We start from the raw sequence: 17,709 nt of genomic DNA on the forward strand, positions 1-17,709 counted from the left end.
ACCGCTACCCGCCCGGTGCGAGAGCGGTCGGGCTCACGCTGACCACCGTGCCGGTGCGGCGGGCCCGCTCCGCGGCCCACACGACCCGGTGGCTGTCGAGGCTGGCGGCCGCCCCGGAGCCCAGCGCGGACTGGTCGCGGGTGGCGACCGCGGTGAGGAACGCGTCGATCAGGCCGGCGTCACCGCCGCCGTGGCCGCCGGCCGCGGTGCCGCCGTCGCCGGACGGGACCGGGATGACCCGCTGGCTGCCGTCGCGGAAGTCGGTGACGGTCAGGGTGCGGCCGTCCCCCTCCAGACTGCCGTGACTGCCGAAGATCCGGGTCCGCCGGTAGCCGTCCGACGGCGAGAACGCGACCATCGTCAACGACGCGGTGGCACCGCCGGCGAACTCGAAGTTGACCACCTGGTGGTCGACGACGTCGTTGTCGCACAGGTAGGCGCACCGGCCGTACGGGCCGGTGCGCAGCGCGTGCAGCACTCCCGCCTCGGTGGCGTCCGAGGTCACCGGACCGAGCGGCCAGCGTTCCCGGCGCGGGTCGCCGAGGCAGCCGAGGTACAGGCGTTTCGCCGAGTACGGGCAGCTGCCCTCCACCGCGCAGTCCAGGCACCGGTCCGCGGCCCCGTCCGGCTGCCGGTCCGGCCGGAAGTGGTGGAGCCCGCCGAACGACGACACCCGGGCCACGTCGTCCCCGACCATGTGCATGATCCAGTCCACGTCGTGGCAGGACTTGGTGAGCAGCATCGGGCCGGACCCGGTCTCGGAGCGCCAGTGGCCGCGGACGTACGAATGGGCGTGATGCCACCACCCGACCGGTTCGAGATGCTGCACGTTGACCACGTCGCCGAGCGCACCGTCGCGGATCAGCTCCCGCACCATGGCGGTGTACGGCGTGTACCGCAACACGTGACACACCCCGAAGATCCCTCCACCGGCCACGGCGGCCCGGACGATCCGCCGCGCGGCCTCCTCGGTCGGCGCCATCGGCTTCTCCAGCAGCATGTCGTACCCCTGCCCGAGCAGCGCGACGGCCGGCGCCTCGTGCAGCTGGTCCTGCGTCGCGACGATCACCGCGTCGGCCACCCGCGGCCGGTCGAGCAGCTCGGTCCAGTCCCGGTGGATCCGCTCGGCGGGCAGCCCGAACTCGGCGGCGAACCGTTCCCGCCGCCCGTCGTCGGGCTCCGCGACGGCGACCACCCGGGCCCGCCCGGTCTCCGCGGCGACCCGTGCGTACATCGTGCCCCGGTGTCCGGCACCGACCACCGCGACGCTGACGACCGATTCCGTCATTCCGCCCTCCACGTGCGCATCCGTGACGGCGGGCACCGGGTCCCGGGCGGCAAAAGCGAGGATCCCGGGAGCGGAACCCGTGGTTCGGTCCACCATAGAAGGCATGCCGATCGCCCCGGAGGATGTCGAGGCGCCGGCCGCGGACACCGTGCTGTTCCGGTCGTCGCCGGCCCGGACGTTCGTCACGGTGTTCGCCGTGCTGATGCTGGCCTACCTGGTGGTGTCCCCGGTCGTGGGGCGTATCGCGCGGGACACCGGCGATCCCTGGTGGGTGACCGCCGTGCAGGCGGTCATCGTCGGCGCCACGGTGGCGGCGTTCTACTCGCTGTCCGCCCGGGCCGCGCTGACCACCTGGGTGCGGGTGTCGGCCGGTGGCCTGGAACTGGCCGCGCAGGGCAGCGACCCGGTGCTGCTGGCCTGGGCGGACGTGGCCGCGGTGACGGTGCGGCGCAGCGGGCTGCGCACCGTGCTGGAGGTGACACCGGTCGATCTCGACACGGTCCATCCGGTGCAGGATTCCGGTGTGGGCGGGCCGCCGCTGACCGAGACGTCGCGGGGACCGGCGTTCGTCGCCGACCTGACGCAGATCTGGCCCAGTCCACGGGCACTGCGGCGGGAACTGGTCCGCCGGCTGCACCCGTACCCGAAACCCATCCTGGTCCGCCCGCCGCAACCCTGGTGACGGCGGCGTCTTCCAAGACCCTTTCCGGGTACGACCCGGCCGTCCCGCCCGCGGTCACGCGCCCGCCCCCACACGCGCGAGGTGGCCGCACCCCACATCCGCACCGCGCCGCCAGGCCGCACCCGCACCGCGCCGCCGGGCCGCACCGCGCGCCCGAGCCACACCGCGCCGCCAGGCCACACCGCGCGCCCGAGCCACACCGCGCCGCCAGGCCACACCGCGTCGCCGGGCCGCTTCCCGGAGCGGAGAAGCCGCCGGCTCCGGCTCCGGGGGCGGGCCCGCCCCTGCCGGTGATCGGCTCCGCGCGGACGGCCCCGGATCAGAAGTCGCCGCCGGAATCGCCGCCACCCCAGCCGCCGCCGGAATCGCCGCCACCCCAGTCGCCGCCGCCGAAGTCGCCGATGCCGTCGGCGTCGCCGAGGTCGCCGCCGTCCTGCAGGCCGTCCTGGTAGCCGTCGGCGTAGCTGCCGTCGAAGTCACCGAACGCCGGCGAGAACAGCGCATCGAAGACCAGCATCCCGCCGAGGACACCGGCGCCCGCGCCGAGCGCGGTCTTCCAGACCGGCGTCGAGTACCACCCGGCCGGCACCGGCCGGCCCTGCACCCGGCCGCCCGGGTAGTAGTACGGGGTGTCCGGGCCCGGCTGCGGGCCGGCCCGGTACGCGTGCCCCTGCACACTGACCTCCCGCTCCCGGGTGAGCTGCCCGGCGCCGCGGGCCGCGGCCAGCGGCGGCAGCTCCGGTCCCGGGTCGAGGCCCATCGCGAGCCGGGCGGCCCGGACGTACGCCAGCCCCTCCAGCGCCGACTCACGGGCCAGCTCGAACTGCCGTACCGTGGTGGCCTGCTGCAACTGGCCACCGGCGGCGTTGTACCGCTCGCTGGCGTCGGCGAGCGCCTGCCGCGCGGCCGGGTCGTCGGCGTGCAGGTTCATCACCTGGCCGCCGAGTCGCTCGTACCACCGCTGCGCCTCGGCGCGCGCGTCGTCGAGCTGGGTCTGCTTCAGCTTTCCGCCGCCGCGCTGCACGACGACGACGATCAGGGCGACGATCGCGACGATGGCCAGGACGAGCAACATGCCGTTCATGTTTCTCTAGGTACCCCCGATGGTCTTGTCGTACCGTTCTGGCAATCTGCGGTGGTGACGTACTCGACGCTCGCGGTGATCGTGGTCTGCCTGGCAGCCGGCGCCGCCCTGGGCTGGTTGGCCGCGCGGGCCCGCACGGCGGCCGACATCGCCCGGCTGGAGGCGACCGTGGTCGCGGCCCGTGACGGCGAGCAGCGGCTGGAGCAGTCGATGCGCGCGCTGTCCTATGAGGCGACCGCGCAGTCGCAGGAGGCGGTGGCCCGGGCGGTCGCGCCGCTGCAGGACACCCTGCGGCGGTACGAGGAGCGCGTCGCCGAGCTGGAACGCGAGCGGGTCGACGCGTATGCGGAGCTGCGCGAGCAGGTCCGGGCGATGGGCGCGGTCTCCACCGAGCTGCGCGGCGAGACCCGGCAGCTGGTGTCGGCGCTGCGCACGCCGCAGGTGCGCGGCCGCTGGGGTGAGCACCAGCTGCGGCGCATCGTGGAGGCGGCCGGGCTGCTGGAGCACTGCGACTTCGCCGAGCAGGTCACCGGCGAGACCGACCGGCAGGGGGTACGGCCCGACCTGGTGGTCCGGCTGCACGGCGGGCGCAGCGTGGTGGTGGACGCCAAGGCCCCGCTGGAGGGCTATCTGTCGGCGATGGAGGCGCGCGACGAGCGCGACCGGGACCTCTTCCTGGACCAGCACGCCCGGCATCTGCGGGCGCATGTGGACGCGCTGTCGGCGAAGGCGTACTGGACGGCGTTCGAGTCGGCCCCGGATTTCGTGGTGCTGTTCGTGCCGGCCGACCCGTTCCTGGACGCCGCGCTGCAGCGCGACCCGGTGCTGATGGAGTACGCGTTCCGCCGCAACGTGGTGCTGACGACCCCGGCCACGCTGATCGCGATGCTGCGCACGGTCGCGTTCTCCTGGCGGCAGGAGACGCTGACCGGCAACGCGGTGGCGGTGCACACCCTGGCGCGGGAGCTCTACGGCCGGCTGTCCACCTTGGGCGAGCACGTGAGCCGGCTCGGGGTGTCACTGAACGCCGCGGTCAGCGCGTACAACCGGGCGGTCGGGTCGCTGGAGTCACGGGTGCTGGTCAGCGCCCGCAAGCTCGCCGAGATGGGCGTCTCGGACGACGAGCTGCCGCAGCCGCCGCAGGTGGAGATCGCGCCCCGGCAGCCGCAGGCGCCCGAGCTCAGCTAGCCTGCGCGGCCTTCATGTCGCGGCGCAGCTCCTGCGGCAGCGAGAAGGTCAGCCGCTCCTCGGCGGTGGTGAACTCGGTGACCTCGCCGAACCCGCGCTCGGCGAGGTGCGCCAGCACCTCCATGACCAGTTCGTCGGGGACGCTGGCGCCGGACGAGACGCCGACCGTGGTGGCGCCCTCCAGCCACTCGTCGCGGATCTCGGAGGCGTAGTCGACCAGGTGACCGGCGCGGGCGCCGGCGCCGAGGGCGACCTCGACCAGCCGCACCGAGTTCGAGGAGTTGGTGGAGCCGACCACGATCACCACGTCGCACTCCGGCGCGATCTCCTTGATCACGTGCTGGCGGTTGGACGTGGCGTAGCAGATGTCGTCGCTGGGTGGCGACTGCAGCAGCGGCAGCCGGGTCTTGAGCCGGGCCACGGTCTCCATGGTCTCGTCGACCGAGAGCGTGGTCTGCGACAGCCAGACGACCTTGGACGGGTCGCGGACGACGACGTTCTCCACGTCGTCGGGGCCGTCGACCAGCTGGATGTGCGCGGGGGCCTCACCGGCGGTGCCGATGACCTCCTCGTGGCCCTCGTGGCCGATCAGCAGGATGTCGTAGTCGGCGGCGGCGAACCGCCTGGCCTCGTGATGGACCTTGGTGACCAGCGGGCAGGTCGCGTCGATGGCCTTCAGGTTGCGCTCGCGCGCCTGCTCGTGCACCTCGGGCGCGACGCCGTGCGCGGAGAAGACCACGGTGGCGCCCTCGGGGACCTCGTAGTTCTCCTCGACGAAGATCGCTCCGCGGGCTTCGAGGGTGCTGACCACGTGCTTGTTGTGCACGATCTGCTTGCGCACGTAGACCGGGGCGCCGTAGAGCTTCAGCGCCTCCTCGACGGTCTGCACGGCGCGGTCGACGCCGGCGCAGTAGCCGCGCGGCTTGGCGAGCAACACCCGCTTGCGAGGTTCAGTCACCCGGCCATGGTACGTGCCCGGCCGCGCCACCCGCGCTCCTGCGATCAGTGCCACAGCCCTGGCGGCCGGGTGGTACAGATCTTCCATGACCACGAGCGGCCGGATCGCCGGTCACCCGGTCCAGGTGATGCTGGGCGCGCTCACGTGCGCGCTCGGCGCCGTCGCCACGGTGTTCACCCCGGCCGGGCTCGTGCCGCTGGCCGCCGGCCTGATGCTGATCTTCCGGCACCGGCTGCGGGTGCCGGTCGCGGCCCTGGTGGCCGGCGCGGCCGTCGGCGCGGTCGCCGGCCCGTGCGCCACCCTGGTCGTGCGCAGCGAGCGACTCTGCTGCATGTTCGGCTGGTCCGAGGCGCGCGGCTGGCCGTTCGCCTGGCTGTCGCGCGGCGCCTCGGCCGACGACCCGGTGACCGCCCGGCGGCTGGGCCGCTCGGCCGGCTGGGAGGCCGACCCGGTGCAACTGGCCGGGACCGTGGTGCTCTGGGCGTACGCCGGCTTGCTGGTCTTCGCCGTCCTCGGCCTGGGGTGGCGGGCGTGGCGCGGGCGCCGGCCCGCCACGACGGCACGGTGAGGCCGCCCATCGCGGGCTTCTGACCCGTTTGGCCCCGTAATAGTAATTAAGGGCGGATAATCGGGTTCATGAGCGCCGAGCGGGACGACGCGTGGCCCTCGATCCCGACGGTGCTGCGGGTGATGGCCGGCTGGTTCCTGCTCGGGGTCGGGCTGCTCGACCTGGCCACCGGGGTGGACGGGCCCACCTACGTGCTCTTCCACGTGGTGCTGGCGCTCGGCGGGGCGATCCTGCTCGCCCTGCACCGGATCGACCCGAGCCGCGCCGGGTACGCGGCCGGGGCGCTCGTCGCGCCGGTCGGGCTCGGGCTCGGCCTGCTGCCCACCACCGCCCGCTGCTGCCTGGCGTGGTACCCGCAGCGCCGCGGCTACCCGTTCCCGTTCCTGGGCGCCGGCGGCGGGACGCATGTCGACGCCCGCTACCTCGCGGCCGACCTGGTCTTCTGGGCGTGTGCCGGGCTGGTCGCGATGGCCGTGGTCCGGATCGTGGAGCGGCTGCGGCCGGAACGGCGCACCCCGGTCGACGTGAGCGGCTACGTGGCCCGGCACGCCGAGGAACGCGCGTACGTGGCGCAGCATCGCGCCGACGAGAATGTCGGAGGGCTGACCTAGTCTGGCCGGGTGAACGAACCGCAGGCTCCCACCGGCCCGGCCGGCAGCGCGGGCGGACCGCCGAAGAGCACCGCCGACGAGCCGTGGCCGGTGCGCGTGGTCAGCCAGAAGGTCGGCGCCTGGATCGCCCGGCTCGGCTGGGTCTGGGTGGACGGCCAGGTCGCCCAGATCAGCCGCCGGGCCGGTTCCGGCGTGGTCTTCCTGACCCTGCGCGACCCGTCGGCCGACCTGAGCCTGACCGTCACCGCGCACCGCGACGTGCTGGAGGCGGGGGCGCCCGACCTGTCCGAGGGCGCCCGGGTGACGCTGCACGCCAAGCCGGAGTTCTATCCGGCCCGCGGCACCCTGAGCCTGCGCGCCGACGAGATCCGCCAGGTCGGTCTGGGTGAGCTGCTGGCCCGCCTGGAACGGTTGAAGAAACTGCTGGCCGCGGAGGGCCTGTTCGCCCGGGAGCGCAAGCGCCGGCTACCGTTCCTGCCCACCCGGATCGGCCTGATCACCGGGCAGAACACCGCCGCCGAGCGGGACGTGCTGATGAACGTGCGCCGCCGCTGGCCGGGCGCCGCGTTCCGCACCGCGCACGTGACGGTGCAGGGACCGAACGCGGTGCCGCAGATCCTCAACGCGCTCAAGGTCCTGGACGACGACGAGACGGTGGACGTGATCGTGATCGCCCGGGGCGGCGGCAGCGTGGAGGATCTGCTGCCGTTCTCCGACGAGGCGCTGTGCCGGGCGGTGTTCGCCGCGCGCACGCCGGTGGTCAGCGCGATCGGCCACGAGACCGACACCCCGCTGCTGGACTACGTCGCCGACCTGCGCGCCTCCACGCCGACCGACGCGGCCAAGCGGATCGTCCCCGACCTGGCCGACGAGCTGCGGCTGATCGAGCACGCCCGGCAGCGGCTGGACCGCGCGGTGCTGACCCTCATCGACCGGGAACGGCACCGGATCGAGGCGTGGCGGTCCCGGCCGGTGCTGGCCCGCCCGCAGACGCTGATCGACCAGCGGTCCACCGAGGTCGCCGCGCTGCGCGAGCGGGCCGGGCGCAGCCTGGAGCACCGGGTGCGCCGGGCCGACGACGAGCTGCGCCACACCCTGGCCCGGCTGCGCGCGCTGTCACCGCTGGCCACCCTGCAGCGCGGCTATGCCATCGTGCAGCGTGCCGACGGGCACGTGGTGCGCGCGGCCGGCGAGGTGGTCCCGGGCGATCCGCTGCGGATCCGGGTGGCCGAGGGTGAGTTGACGGCAGTGGTCACGGCAGGAGAGGGCGAATGAGCGACGAGAGCCTGAGCTACGAGCAGGCGCGGACCGAGCTGGCCGGCGTGGTGGAGCGGCTGGAGCAGGGCGGGGGCAGCCTGGAGGAGTCGCTCGCGCTGTGGGAGCGGGGCGAGCGGCTCGCCGACGTGTGCCAGCGCTGGCTGGACGGCGCGCGGGAGCGGATCGACGCGGCCCGGGCCGCCCGCGCCGCCGAGTAGGGCGGCGGGCCGCTCACCTCAGCGACGCGGCGCACGCCACCAGGCCGACCTCAGCGACGCGGCCCACGCCACCAGGCCGACCTCAGCGACGCGGCCCACGCCGCCGGGTCTACCTCAGCGACGCGGCGAACGTCTCCAGGCTCCGCTGCTCGGCCTTGCCGACGATCAGCACCGTCCGGTCCCCCTCGGTGAGGACCAGCGCGGTCTCCCCCGGCCGAGCGTCGTAGACCATCCAGGTGCGCTGCTCGGTCCGGTACGCCCCGGTCCGCCTGCCCTCCTTGCCGACCTCGGCCGGCACCAGCGTCGCCGCCGGCGTGGTGCTCTCCACCAGTTGCAGCGGCGCGTCGTCCGGGTCGACGTACCCGATCCGCAGGGTGATCCCGCCGTTGCCGCGCTGGACGGTGGCCGCGGTGACCCGCCAGTCGTCACCCAGCCCGGACGGCCGCAGGACGGTGAACTCCCGGGCGGCCGACTCGAACGAGGCGGCCGGGTCGACGGTCATCGGCTTGTCGCCGTCGAGCACCACCCGGTAGAACGTGAGCAGCAGCGCGATCGGCACGATCAGCACCAGCAGCGACAGGGCCATGTCGCGCGGCGACCGGCCCTCACGCTTGGTCAGACGCGGCCGGTCCGGCCCGGTCTCGGTAGCAGCGGGTTCCACCTGCTCATTGTTAACCATGTCGCGGATGCGGGACTTGGCACGTCCTCGGATGCCAGGATCAGAGGATCCACCAACCCCGCAATGACGCGAGGAGGCCGACATGCCTGCCCGGATTCCCCAGGATCTCGACCGCAACATCGCCCTCGACCTGGTCCGCGTGACCGAGGCGGCCGCCATGGCGGCCGGCCGATGGGTCGGGCGCGGCGACAAGAACGGCGGTGACGGCGCCGCCGTCGACGCCATGCGCAAGCTGATCAACTCGATCCAGATGCGCGGCGTCGTCGTGATCGGCGAGGGCGAGAAGGACGAGGCCCCGATGCTCTACAACGGCGAGCGGGTCGGCGACGGCACCGGTCCGGAGGTGGATGTCGCGGTCGACCCGATCGACGGCACCACCCTGATGAGCAAGGGTATGCCGGGGTCGGTGTCGGTGCTCGCGGTCGCCGAGCGCGGGGCGATGTTCGACCCCAGCGCGGTCTTCTACATGGACAAGATCGCGGTCGGGCCGGACTGCGCCGACGTCGTGGACATCGACGCCGGCACGGCGGAGAACCTGCGCCGGATCGCGAAGGCGAAGCGGTCCAGCGTCTCGGACGTGACCGTGTGCATCCTGGACCGGCCGCGGCACGCCCGGCTGGTGGAGGAGGTCCGGCAGGCCGGCGCGACCATCAAGTTCATCTCCGACGGCGACATCGCGGGGGCGATCTCGGCGGCCCGCGCGGAGTCCGATGTGGACGTCCTGATGGGTATCGGCGGCACGCCGGAGGGCATCACCGCGGCCTGCGCGATCAAGTGTCTGGGCGGCATGATCCAGGCGAAGCTGTGGCCGCGCGACGACGCGGAACGGCAGAAGGCGATCGACGGCGGGCACGACCTGGACCGGGTGCTGACCACCGACGACCTGGTCACCGGGGACAACTGCTTCTTCGTCGCGACCGGCGTCACCTCCGGCGATCTGCTCAAGGGGGTACGGTACCGCTCCGGCGGGGCGCACACCCAGTCGATCGTGATGCGCTCGAAGAGCGGGACGATCCGGGTGATCGACTCGTACCACCGGCTGGAGAAGCTGGCGTTGTACTCCGCGGTGGACTTCGACGGCCACCTGCCCAGCGTGCCGATCGGCGACGAACCGGTCATCTGACCCGGCCGGTGGCGGCCCGTCCCGCGCCGGTCCCGGGGCGGGACGGGCGCCACGCCGCCGCCCGGCCCGGCACGTCACCGGCGGCGGAACAGGAACGCGGCGACGAAACCGCCGATCAGGCCGAGCAGGTGGCCCTGCCAGGACACCGCCCGGTCGGTCGGCAGGATGTTGTAGACCTGGTACCAGTAGAGCAGCCCGATGAACGCGGCCACGGCCAGGTTCCACCAGCTGCGCTCGACGAAGCCGCGGGCGAAGAGCAGGCCAAGGTAGCCGAAGATGACCCCGCTGGCGCCCACCACGACGGTGCCCGGGTCGCCGACGAACCACACGCCCAGGCCGCTGACGAGCATGATGACGAACGTCGACCAGATGAACCGGCGGGCGCCGCCGGCCAGCGCGAACGTGCCGACCAGGATGAGCGGGACCGCGTTGCCGTAGAGGTGGTCCCACCCGGCGTGCAGGAACGGGCTGAACAGCACGCCGTCCAGGCCGTCGACGTGCCGCGGCACGATCCCGCCGGCCAGGTCCAGGGTGCCGGCGCCGGCGGCCACGTCCAGCGCCTCGACCAGGAAGAGGATCGGGATCACCGCGCACATGGTGACGAACGCGCGGCCCAGCGCGGCGTAGAAGGCCTCGGTGCCGAACGTCGCCGCGCCGGCCCGCGTGTCGGGTACCCAACTCATCTTTCGATGTTCCCAGGTGGGCGCGGCGGCGGCCAGCGCGACGAGGGTCAGGACAGCGCCCGGGTGGCGGCCAGGATCACCGTGCGGAACCTGGAGATCTGCGTGTAGACCCCGGGGTACGCGTCCCGGGCGCAGCCCAGCCCCCAGCTGACGATGCCGACCTGGGCCCACCGGCCGTCCCGGCCGCGGCGCACCATCGGGCCGCCGGAGTCGCCCTGGCAGGTGTCGACGCCGTGCCGCCCGGCGCAGATCGACTCCTCCTGGACCAGCACCACCTTCGCCGGCAGGTACGACCTCGCGCACACGGCGTCCGGGATGGTCGGCACGGTGGCGTAGTGCAGCCGGCGCTCCTGGCGCAGCGAGCCCTCCCGGGTCTGGCCCCAGCCCATCACGGTGACCTGGCCCTGATCACCGGAGGCGTCCGGGACCAGGGCCAGGGTCGGCAGGCTGAGCACCCGGTCCAGCTTGACCACGGCCCAGTCGTCGCCGCGGGTCTCGGTCTGGAACTCGGCCGCGCGGACCACCTCGACCGAGCGAGCGGTGACCGCGTTCTTCGCCTTCAGGTCGGTGACCCCGGCGGTCACCGTGATCCGGTCGTTCGGCCCGGTGGGGCCGACGCAGTGCCCGGCGGTCAGCACCACCCGGGGCGCGGTGAGGGCGCCGCCGCAGCCCATCGAGAGCCGCACCACCCAGGGGAACTCGCCGGCCTTCGCGACGTTGCCGCCGACCACTTCGAGTTTCGGCCGTCCGCCGGCGCGGGCCGGGACGTCACCGGCGGCGAGCACCGCCGCGACGGTGGCGACCAGAACCAACGAGGCGACATTTCGGACCATACAGACATTTGATCACAATGGAACAGGGCCGCACGGCTTTGCCGCGCGGCCCCGGAGCCGAGCCCTCAGTACCAGCCGACGCTCTCGGAGTGGTTCCAGGCGCCGCAGGGGGTGTTGTAGCGGTCCTCGATGTAGCCGAGACCCCACTTGATCTGGGTGGCCGGGTTGGTCTTCCAGTCGTCCGCGACCGACGCCATCTTGCTGCCGGGCAGCGCCTGCGGGATCCCGTACGCACCGGAGCTGCTGTTGGTGGCCCGGTGGTTCCAGCCGCTCTCGCGCTTCCACAGCCTGTCCAGGCACGGGAACTGGTCCATCTTGAAGCCGGCGTCGAGCATCAGCGCGCAGCCGATCTCGCGACTGCCGGAGTACTCGTCGCACGAGGACGGGATCTCGCCGGTGTACGGCACCGCCCCGCCGGACTCGGCGGCCTTGGCACGGGCCTCCTTCTCCGCGGCGGCCTTCTTCGCGGCCTCCTCGGCGGCGATCGCCTTCTTCTCCAGCGTCCGCGCCTTGGTCGCGGCGGCCTTGGCCTCCACGGCGGCCTTCGCGGCGGCGGCGTCCTCCGCCGAGCGACGGTACGCACGAGCCGCGGCGTGCTCGGCCTGACGCTGCTTGAGCAGCTGCAGCTCCTCCGCGTTGGCCTGCACGACCAGCTGCGCCTCGGCGCTGCGCTGCTGGACGTCCCGGTCCTGTCCGAGGTACACACCGCCGCCGAGACCCGCCACGAGCAGACCGACAGATGCGGTGCGAACTCCGAGCCGGCTCCAGAGCCGATTCACGAAGATTCCCTTCGTCGGGGGCAATGAACGCGGCACGCCTCCACCGTGGGTGGACGATCGTGCCGCGAGCACCGCGACCCGACCGGCCGCCGCCTCGCACCCGCGAGGGGGTGGCCCCTGTCGATCTCCGACCGCGCGGCCACGCGATGGTGCTCGCCAGACACCATGGCGCAGCGTGATGTGGATGTGAAATGCCAGCGCGGATCTGTGATGTTAGTCACCGAAATTATTACTACATTCGGGACAAAAGATCCGCGCTGGCGTCACCTCACAGAGGAATGTCCTCCAGCAGATCGGTGACCACCTCGGCGATCGGCGACCGCTCCGAACGGGTCAGCGTGACATGGGCGAAGATCGGATGCCCCTTCAGCGCTTCGATGACCGCGGTGACCCCGTCGTGCCGGCCGACCCGCAGGTTGTCCCGCTGCGCCACGTCGTGGGTCAGCACCACCCGGGAGTTCTGGCCGATCCGGGAGAGGACGGTGAGCAGCACGTTGCGCTCCAACGACTGCGCCTCGTCCACGATGACGAACGCGTCGTGCAGGCTGCGCCCCCGGATGTGGGTCAGCGGCAGCACCTCCAGCATGCCGCGGGCCAGCACCTCCTCGACCACGTTGGCGTGCACCACCGCGCCGAGGGTGTCGAAGACCGCCTGCGCCCAGGGCGACATCTTCTCCGACTCGCTGCCGGGCAGGTAGCCGAGCTCCTGGCCGCCGACCGCGTACAGCGGACGGAACACCACCACCTTCTTGTGGCGGTTGCGCTCCATCGTCGCCTCCAGGCCGGCGCACAGCGCCAGCGCGGACTTGCCGGTGCCCGCCCGGCCGCCCAGCGAGACGATCCCGACCTGCTCGTCGAGCAGGATGTCCAGAGCGATCCGCTGTTCGGCGGAGCGGCCGCGCAGCCCGAAGGCGTCCCGGTCGCCGCGGACCAGCTTCACCGTCTTGTCCGGATTGACCCGCGCGAGCGCCGAGCCGCGCGGTGAGTGGATCACCAGGCCGGTGTGGCAGGGCAGGCTCTCCGCCTCCTCCAGCTCCAGCTCCGCACCGGAGTAGAGGGCGCTCACCTGCTCCTCGCCGAGCTGCAGGTCGGCCATGCCGGTCCAGGTCGGATCGCTGGCCTGCCCGTGGCGGTACTCGTCGGCCGCCAGGCCCACCGAGGCGGCCTTCACCCGCAGCGGCATGTCCTTGCTCACCAGGGTGACGTCGCGGCCCTCCGCGGCCAGCCCGAGCGCCACCGAGAGGATCCGGGTGTCGTTCGAGTCGTTGCGGAAGCCGTGCGGCAGCGCGCTCTGGTCCGCGTGGTTCAGCTCGACGCGCAGCGTGCCGCCCTCGTCGTTGCAGAGCACCGGCTGGTCCAGGCGGCCGAACTTGATCCGCAGCTCGTCCAGCATCCGCAGGGACTGCCGGGCGAACCAGCCGAGCTCGGGGTGGTGACGCTTGCCCTCCAGTTCGGAGATGACCACGAGCGGGACGACCACCTCGTGATCGCCGAACCGGCGGAACGCCGCCGGATCGGACAGCAGGACCGAGGTGTCCAGGACGAAGACCTTGCCAGCGGGGGCGGGCTCGGCGTCGGCGTGCCGGTCCCGGGTCCGGCGACGCGTGCTCGTGGCACCGGTCCTGGTGACCTTGTCGGCCGGGTCGGAAGAAGAGGCGACACCGGCATCGGTACGGCGAGATGTCACAGGCCTGCTCCAGCGGGCGTGCAACCCGCCACCCGCGGTCCGCCACCTCCGGCCGCCGGCACGTGCACAGGGACGGATTGCGGGCCCTGTGGCGCATGTTGTCGCAGGTCCGGGCCGGCCGGCTGGCTCGGGATGACCCCGTGCCATGACTCAAACGCTAGCGGTCAACCGCCTCCCGCGGTAGTGCGCAAAATCGGGCACCGACGGGTGACGCTCGACCCATGCCAACTCGCCTGGGCGTAAAAGCGGACCGACCGCGGGTAATCTGACCCCGTGGCAGAGACCGAGCGTCCGACCCATCCCGCGAGCGCTGACGACGCGTGGGCGCGCACCGCCCGGCACGCGTCCAGCACCACGTTCTTCTTCGATTTCGACGGTGTTCTCTCGCCCGTCACCAAGGACCCGTCCGCCTCCCAGCCGGTGCCCGAGAGCCTCGGGGTGCTGGAGCGGCTGGCCGCCAAGGTGGCCCGGGTGGCCATCGTCTCGGCCCGGCCGGTCGACTTCCTGCGGTCGCGTTTCGGCGGCCTGGAGCACGTCGACCTCTACGGCCTCTACGGCCTGGAGGTGCTGCACGAGGGCGACGTGGTCACCAAGCCCGCCGCGCTGGAGTATGCCGAGCCGATGGCCGCCCTGGCCGCCGAGGCCGAGGCGGTGCTGAGCCGGCCGGTCTTCGTGGAGTACAAACGGCTCTCCGTCGCCCTGCATTACCGCGAGTGCCCGGAGCGCGCCGACGAGGTGGAGCGCTGGGCCCACGAGCGCGCCGAGCGGGCCAACCTGAAGATCCAGCGCGGGCGCATGGTGGTCGAGTTGAAGCCACCGGTCGACCAGGACAAGGGCATGGTCATCACCGAGGCGGTGCGGGACACCGGCTGTGCGTGGTATTTCGGTGACGACATGTCCGACATCAAGGCGTTCGACGCGCTGCGCGCCCGCGAGGCGGTCGATCCGGCCTTCTTCGGCATGGCGATCGCGGTGGCCAACGACGAGACCGGCGCCGAGGTGTCCAGCGCCGCCGACCTGACCCTGGCCTCGCCGACGGCGGTCGCCGAGTTCCTCACCGAGGGCCTGCGCCGCCTCTGAGCGAAGCCGTCCGCGCCCCTTCTCCGCACGGTGGACGGAGAAGGGGTCAGGCGCCGTAGCGCCGTTGCCGGTTGCCGTAGGAGCGCAGCGCGCGCAGGAAGTCGATGCGCCGGAAGTCCGGCCAGTTGGCGTCGTGGAAGTAGAACTCCGAGTGCGCCGACTGCCAGAGCAGGAAGCCGGACAACCGCTGCTCCCCGCTGGTCCGGATGACCAGGTCCGGGTCGGGCTGGCCGCGGGTGTAGAGGTGCTCGGCGATGTGCTCGACGTCGAGGATCTCGGCCAGCTCCTCCAGGGTGCCGCCGGAGGCCGCGTGCTGCTGCAGCAGGGAGCGCACCGCGTCGGTGATCTCGCGCCGGCCACCGTAGCCGACCGCCATGTTGACCTCGACGCCGCCGCTGCGGTCCCGGGTCTTCTCCTGCGCGGCCTTGAGCGTCGCCGCGGTGCCGGCCGGCAGCACGTCCAGCGCGCCCACCATGCGCAGCCGCCAGGGGTTGCCCTCCTCGGCCAGCTCGGTCGCCAGGTCCTCGATGATTTTCACGAGCGGGTCCAGCTCGGCGGCCGGGCGGCGCAGGTTGTCGGTGGCCAGCAGGTAGAGCGTGACGTGCTCGATGCCGGCCTGGTCGCACCAGGTGAGCAGCTCCTTGACCCGGGCCGCGCCGACGCGGTGGCCGTCGTTCGGGTCGACGAAGCCCATCTCCCGGGCCCAGCGGCGGTTGCCGTCGCACATCACACCGACATGGCGGGGCACCGGCTTGCCGGCCAGTTTTCCGGCGAGCCGTCGTTCGTAGAACGAGTAGACCAGGGACCGCAGACTCATCACCGCAAAGGGTAGCCACCCCGCCGGCGCGCCCGAGCGGCGACCATGCGCCTGGGGAACGATCCGGGTCCGGATACGCCCGATCGGGCCACCGGCCTCGGCCGTCCGGGCGACCGCACGCGACGGTCGCCCGGGCACGGATCAGGCGTCGGCCAGGCGGGCGCGCAGCGCGTCGAGCTCGGCCCAGAGCACCGCGGGCAGCTTGTCGCCGAACTTCTCGAACCACTCGGTGACCTGCGGCAGCTCGGCCAGCCACTCGTCCTTGTCGACCCGCAGCACGGCCTCGATGTCGGCCGGGTCGAGGTCCAGGCCGCTCAGGTCCAGCGCGGCCGGGGTGGCGACGTGCCCGATCGGGGTCTCCACCGCCTCCGCCTTGCCGTCCAACCGCTCGACCACCCACTTGAGCACCCGGCTGTTCTCGCCGAAGCCGGGCCAGAGGAACCGGCCGTCGTCGCTGCGGCGGAACCAGTTCACGTAGAAGATCCTGGGCAGTTGGGACGCGTCGCCGGAGGCGCCCTTGGCCATGTCGATCCAGTGCTGGAAGTAGTCGCCGGCGTGGTAGCCGATGAACGGCAGCATCGCCATCGGGTCGCGGCGCACCACGCCGACCCGGCCGACCGCGGCCGCGGTGGTCTCGGAGGACAGCGTGGCGCCCAGGTACACCCCGTGCACCCAGTCGCGCGCCTCGGTGACCAGCGGGACCGTGGTCTTGCGGCGGCCACCGAAGAGGATCGCGTCGATCGGCACGCCGCGCGGGTCGTGGTACTCCTCGGCCAGGATCGGGCACTGCTCGATCGGGGTGCAGAACCGGCTGTTCGGGTGACTCGACGGCGCCTCCGACCCCGGCGTCCAGTCGTGACCGGTCCAGTCGGTCAGGTGCGCGGGCGGCTGCCCCATGCCCTCCCACCAGATGTCGCCGTCGTCGGTCAGTGCCACGTTGGTGAAGATGGAGTTGCCCTTGGCCAGGGTGCGCATGGCGTTGGGGTTGGTGTGGAAGTCGGTGCCGGGCGCGACGCCGAACAGCCCGAACTCGGGGTTGGTGGCCCAGAGCCGGCCGTCGGGCCCGAAGCGCATCCAGGCGATGTCGTCGCCGATGGTCTCCACCTTCCAGCCCGGCAGGGTCGGTTCGAGCATGGCCAGGTTGGTCTTGCCGCAGGCCGACGGGAAGGCGCCGGCGATGTAGCGCACCCGCCCCTCCGGTGAGGTCAACTTCATGATCAGCATGTGCTCGGCGAGCCAGCCCTCGTCGCGCGCGGCCACACTGGCGATGCGCAGCGCGTAGCACTTCTTGCCGAGCAGCGAGTTGCCGCCGTACCCGGAACCGAAGGACCAGATCTCCCGGGTCTCCGGGAAGTGCGAGATGTACTTCGTCTCGTTGCACGGCCACGCCACGTCGGCCTCACCCGGTTCCCGCGGGGCGCCGATCGAATGCAGACAGGGCACGAAGTCCGCGTCGTCCCCCATCGCCCGCAGGACCTCGGTTCCCATCCGGGTCATGATGCGCATGCTCGCCACCACGTACGGGCTGTCGGTCAGCTCCACACCGAACATCGGGTGCTCGGCGTCGAGCGGCCCCATGCAGAACGGGACGACGTACATCGTGCGGCCGCGCATGGAGCCGCGGTACAGCCGCGTCATCCGGGACTTCATCTCGGCCGGGGCCATCCAGTTGTTGGTGGGCCCGGCGTCGGCCTCGTCGACCGAGCAGATGAAGGTGCGCTCCTCCACCCGCGCCACATCGGACGGGTCGGTGTGCGCCCAGAACGAGTTGGGTTTCTTCTCCGGGTCCAGCCGGACCAGCGCGCCGGACGCGACGAGCTCGTCGGTCAGCCGGGTCCACTCGGCCTCCGAGCCGTCGCACCAGACGACGCGTTCGGGCGTCGTCAGGGCGGCGACCTCGTCGACCCATGTCAACAGGCGGGAGTGGGAGGTGTGCGGGTGAGACAAAGTGAAGCTCCTTCGGTCGGCACTGACCAATGACGGAACGGCCGGAAAGTCCGGCAGGTGTCATGGGAGTCACATCAGCCTAAGCCCGATACCCGTACATTCATCGGAACATCCTGTGGACAACCCCACATTCTTTGGCTGCGATGCGCGATCACGATTGATTCTTCGCCGCTTGGCGCACGAGCGCGCAGTGCGGCCAGCCACACCGTCACTCCCGGCAACTTTCG

At 72.4% G+C, this 17,709-nt stretch carries 18 protein-coding genes; 8 read left to right on the plus strand and 10 right to left on the minus strand.

Going from position 1 to position 17,709, the window contains the following annotated elements:
• Window positions 1-4: 4 nt before the first annotated feature.
• The gene (locus ACTEI_RS33145; protein WP_122981235.1) at window positions 5-1,288 is read right to left on the minus strand and encodes a Gfo/Idh/MocA family protein; all 1,284 of its coding nucleotides are present in this window, start codon (window positions 1,286-1,288) and stop codon (window positions 5-7) included.
• Window positions 1,289-1,391: 103 nt separating this feature from the next.
• Here ACTEI_RS33145 and ACTEI_RS33150 point away from each other — a divergent pair, with 103 nt between their 5' ends.
• Window positions 1,392-1,970 (plus strand): hypothetical protein, encoded by a 579-nt coding sequence (locus tag ACTEI_RS33150; protein ID WP_164466220.1) that lies wholly within the window; start codon window positions 1,392-1,394, stop codon window positions 1,968-1,970.
• 319 nt (window positions 1,971-2,289) lie between these two features.
• Here ACTEI_RS33150 and ACTEI_RS33155 read toward each other — a convergent pair whose 3' ends face one another.
• On the minus strand, window positions 2,290-3,054 hold the full coding sequence (locus ACTEI_RS33155; protein WP_122981237.1) for a hypothetical protein: 765 nt from the start codon (window positions 3,052-3,054) through the stop codon (window positions 2,290-2,292).
• Between the two features lie 54 nt (window positions 3,055-3,108).
• Between ACTEI_RS33155 and ACTEI_RS33160 the strand changes: the two genes are divergently transcribed.
• Window positions 3,109-4,242, plus strand: a complete 1,134-nt coding sequence (locus tag ACTEI_RS33160) for a DNA recombination protein RmuC (protein WP_122982571.1) — start codon at window positions 3,109-3,111, stop codon at window positions 4,240-4,242.
• On the opposite strand, the gene ACTEI_RS33165 is transcribed toward ACTEI_RS33160, so the two are convergent.
• Window positions 4,235-5,287: a 4-hydroxy-3-methylbut-2-enyl diphosphate reductase gene (locus ACTEI_RS33165; protein WP_372443193.1), complete on the minus strand. Its 1,053-nt coding sequence runs from the start codon at window positions 5,285-5,287 to the stop codon at window positions 4,235-4,237. The genes ACTEI_RS33160 and ACTEI_RS33165 overlap by 8 nt on opposite strands.
• Here ACTEI_RS33165 and ACTEI_RS33170 point away from each other — a divergent pair.
• The 4 genes from ACTEI_RS33170 (at window position 5,286) to ACTEI_RS33185 (ending at window position 7,854) form a co-directional block, all read left to right on the plus strand.
• Window positions 5,286-5,768, plus strand: a complete 483-nt coding sequence (locus ACTEI_RS33170) for a hypothetical protein (protein ID WP_122981239.1) — start codon at window positions 5,286-5,288, stop codon at window positions 5,766-5,768. The genes ACTEI_RS33165 and ACTEI_RS33170 overlap by 2 nt on opposite strands.
• 68 nt (window positions 5,769-5,836) lie before the next feature.
• Window positions 5,837-6,379, plus strand: a complete 543-nt coding sequence (locus tag ACTEI_RS33175; RefSeq protein ID WP_122981240.1) for a hypothetical protein — start codon at window positions 5,837-5,839, stop codon at window positions 6,377-6,379.
• Window positions 6,380-6,388: 9 nt separating this feature from the next.
• The gene (xseA, locus tag ACTEI_RS33180; protein ID WP_122981241.1) at window positions 6,389-7,654 is read left to right on the plus strand and encodes an exodeoxyribonuclease VII large subunit; all 1,266 of its coding nucleotides are present in this window, start codon (window positions 6,389-6,391) and stop codon (window positions 7,652-7,654) included.
• On the plus strand, window positions 7,651-7,854 hold the full coding sequence (locus ACTEI_RS33185) for an exodeoxyribonuclease VII small subunit (RefSeq protein ID WP_122981242.1): 204 nt from the start codon (window positions 7,651-7,653) through the stop codon (window positions 7,852-7,854). The genes xseA and ACTEI_RS33185 overlap by 4 nt, the downstream gene beginning before the upstream one ends.
• Window positions 7,855-7,963: 109 nt before the next feature.
• Here the strand turns inward: ACTEI_RS33185 and ACTEI_RS33190 are convergent, their stop codons facing one another.
• The gene (locus tag ACTEI_RS33190; protein WP_239082141.1) at window positions 7,964-8,515 is read right to left on the minus strand and encodes a DUF4245 domain-containing protein; all 552 of its coding nucleotides are present in this window, start codon (window positions 8,513-8,515) and stop codon (window positions 7,964-7,966) included.
• 100 nt (window positions 8,516-8,615) lie between these two features.
• On the opposite strand from ACTEI_RS33190, the gene glpX reads away from it, so the two are divergent.
• The gene (gene glpX / locus ACTEI_RS33195) at window positions 8,616-9,656 is read left to right on the plus strand and encodes a class II fructose-bisphosphatase (RefSeq protein WP_122981244.1); all 1,041 of its coding nucleotides are present in this window, start codon (window positions 8,616-8,618) and stop codon (window positions 9,654-9,656) included.
• Window positions 9,657-9,730: 74 nt separating this feature from the next.
• Here the strand turns inward: glpX and ACTEI_RS33200 are convergent, their stop codons facing one another.
• From ACTEI_RS33200 to phoH2, 4 genes are all read right to left on the minus strand, one after another.
• Window positions 9,731-10,339, minus strand: a complete 609-nt coding sequence (locus tag ACTEI_RS33200; protein ID WP_122981245.1) for a rhomboid family intramembrane serine protease — start codon at window positions 10,337-10,339, stop codon at window positions 9,731-9,733.
• 47 nt (window positions 10,340-10,386) lie between these two features.
• Complete coding sequence (locus ACTEI_RS33205) at window positions 10,387-11,172, minus strand: S1 family serine peptidase (RefSeq protein ID WP_122981246.1); 786 nt, start codon at window positions 11,170-11,172, stop codon at window positions 10,387-10,389.
• A 65-nt stretch (window positions 11,173-11,237) separates the two neighbouring features.
• On the minus strand, window positions 11,238-11,951 hold the full coding sequence (locus ACTEI_RS33210) for an aggregation-promoting factor C-terminal-like domain-containing protein (RefSeq protein ID WP_122981247.1): 714 nt from the start codon (window positions 11,949-11,951) through the stop codon (window positions 11,238-11,240).
• A gap of 268 nt (window positions 11,952-12,219) precedes the next feature.
• Window positions 12,220-13,638 (minus strand): RNA 5'-3' helicase PhoH2, encoded by a 1,419-nt coding sequence (gene phoH2 / locus ACTEI_RS33215; RefSeq protein ID WP_122981248.1) that lies wholly within the window; start codon window positions 13,636-13,638, stop codon window positions 12,220-12,222.
• A gap of 273 nt (window positions 13,639-13,911) precedes the next feature.
• Between phoH2 and otsB the strand changes: the two genes are divergently transcribed.
• Window positions 13,912-14,718 carry a trehalose-phosphatase gene (gene otsB / locus ACTEI_RS33220; protein WP_122981249.1) on the plus strand — a complete coding sequence of 269 codons (807 nt, stop codon included), beginning with the start codon at window positions 13,912-13,914 and terminating at the stop codon, window positions 14,716-14,718.
• 46 nt (window positions 14,719-14,764) lie between these two features.
• Here otsB and ACTEI_RS33225 read toward each other — a convergent pair whose 3' ends face one another.
• Both ACTEI_RS33225 and ACTEI_RS33230 read right to left on the minus strand, forming a co-directional pair.
• The gene (locus ACTEI_RS33225) at window positions 14,765-15,535 is read right to left on the minus strand and encodes an isoprenyl transferase (RefSeq protein WP_122981250.1); all 771 of its coding nucleotides are present in this window, start codon (window positions 15,533-15,535) and stop codon (window positions 14,765-14,767) included.
• Between the two features lie 141 nt (window positions 15,536-15,676).
• Entirely contained in the window at window positions 15,677-17,482 is a 1,806-nt protein-coding gene (locus ACTEI_RS33230; protein ID WP_122981251.1) for a phosphoenolpyruvate carboxykinase (GTP), read from the minus strand.
• Window positions 17,483-17,709 lie beyond the last annotated feature (227 nt).

The organism is Actinoplanes teichomyceticus ATCC 31121 (assembly GCF_003711105.1).
GTDB lineage: Bacteria > Actinomycetota > Actinomycetes > Mycobacteriales > Micromonosporaceae > Actinoplanes > Actinoplanes teichomyceticus.